Source organism: Mesorhizobium sp. YIM 152430, from assembly GCF_029210365.1.
GTDB lineage: Bacteria > Pseudomonadota > Alphaproteobacteria > Rhizobiales > Rhizobiaceae > Aliihoeflea.
In genome coordinates, this window is the sequence record NZ_JARGES010000035.1 from 1 (window position 1) to 839 (window position 839).

The window sequence follows — 839 nt, forward strand, 5'->3', positions numbered from 1 at the left end:
GCCGTAAGGTGTCGCACTAATGGTAAGTTTCGCGACAAAATAGCCGGCGCTGATTTTTCAGGGGAATTTCTGTCGCAAAAGTCGTGTGCGAAAGGTTGAATTTTGCGAACGATTTTTGCGACGGATGCGAGAAGGCCGTCGAGGCCTATGCCTCTTCGGTCAAAATCTGCTCGCCGACTGCATTGCTGACCTTGGAAATCATGCGCTCTACCGCTTGATCTAGGTCGCCATCTAGATTCAGCCGATAGTGGTAAAATTTGGCCCCGGTAGATATGGAGCCCACATAGGTCAGCCCGGATTCTGCCTCGGTCAGCGCAGGTGAGATCCAAAAGGCGATGGGTGCTCCGAGCGCGATGGCGTGACTGATGACCTGATATCTGTCCTTCTCGTCGATGTCGGGCTTGTACTTTACCTCAGCGATGGCGAGGATTTGCTTTTTGCGTCGGATGATCGCGTCGGGCTTAATCGGATACACGCTGTTGTCCAGGAAGAGTGGCCGCTGGTTTTTGGTCAGATTACCGTCTACCACCGAGATTTTCCGCTCCCGATATCCGGCCCGGAGCGAGTTTCGGACGAAGCTCTCGAAGATGTCATCAAGGCAGAACAGGAACGACGGCATCTCGCTGCCCTGGGCATCATAGGCAAATCCTACGTTCGTATAGCCTAAAAGCACCGAGTAGACGCTCAAAGCACCGCGATAGTACTCACGCGTCCATTTCGGAACAGTGTCCGCCATATGCTCGTCACCGAAACGCATCGCAGTTCGAGAGACGCGGTGCAACGCGTTCAGCGCTTCAAGGAGCAGTCGTCGGTCGGCATCCCAACCGGCCGCTCTGGGA

General features: G+C 54.7%; 1 protein-coding gene. It reads right to left on the reverse strand.

The window, feature by feature from the left end:
* Positions 1–145 precede the first annotated feature (145 nt).
* On the reverse strand, positions 146–839 hold a 694-nt coding region (locus PZ895_RS11235), incomplete at its 5' end, for a hypothetical protein (RefSeq protein WP_275839087.1).